Source organism: Cobetia sp. 14N.309.X.WAT.E.A4, from assembly GCF_030397495.1.
Classification (GTDB): Bacteria; Pseudomonadota; Gammaproteobacteria; order Pseudomonadales; family Halomonadaceae; genus Cobetia; species Cobetia marina.
The window spans coordinates 1-888 of sequence record NZ_JAPNXT010000029.1 but is presented as its reverse complement, the minus strand read 5'-3'; the positions used below and the strand labels follow the sequence as shown (position 1 = coordinate 888).

Below are 888 nucleotides of genomic sequence, written 5' to 3'. Positions count from 1 at the left end.
ACAGCGTCGATGCCGAGACGCCGCTGAGCGAAGGCGAGTACAGCGTCGAGGCCACTGTCACCGACCCAGCCGGCAACACCGCGACCAGCAATGACGTGGGTGAGATCGATCTGTCCGCCCCGGCACTGACCGTCGATGCGCCGGCGCTGACCTCCGACACCACGCCGACCATCGTCGGTACCACCGATGCCGAAGATGGCAGCACCGTGACTCTGGTCATCACTGACAGTGAAGGCAACGAGCAGACCGTTACCGCGACCGTCGAGAACGGCACCTACAGCGTCGATGCCGAGACGCCGCTGAGCGAAGGCGAGTACAGCGTCGAGGCCACTGTCACCGACCCAGCCGGCAACACCGCGACCAGCAATGACGTGGGTGAGATCGATCTGTCCGCTCCGGCTCTGACCGTCGATGCGCCGGCGCTGACCTCCGACACCACACCGACCATCGTCGGCACCACCGATGCCGAAGATGGCAGCACCGTCACGCTGGTCATCACTGACAGTGAAGGCAACGAGCAGACCGTCACCGCGACCGTCGAGAACGGCACCTACAGCGTCGACGCCGAGACGCCGCTGAGCGAAGGCGAATACAGCGTCGAAGCCACCGTCACCGACCCGGCCGGCAACACCGCGACCAGCAATGACGTGGGTGAGATCGACGCAAGTGCGCCTGCGCTCACTGTTGATGCCCCCGCGCTGACTTCCGACACCACGCCGACCATCGTGGGTACCACCGATGCGCCAGATGGCAGCACTGTCACGCTGGTAATTACCGATAGTGAAGGCAACGAGCAGACTGTCACCGCGGCCGTCGAGAACGGCACCTACACGGTCGACGCCGAGACGCCGCTGAGCGAAGGCGAGTACAGCGTCGAGGCCTCGGTCA

General features: G+C 65.0%; 1 protein-coding gene. It reads left to right on the top strand.

Annotated features, from left to right (window positions below; all coding sequences use genetic code 11):
- Positions 1-888, top strand: an 888-nt coding sequence (locus OW493_RS17155; RefSeq protein WP_289864988.1) for an Ig-like domain-containing protein, incomplete at both ends; no start/stop codon positions are given.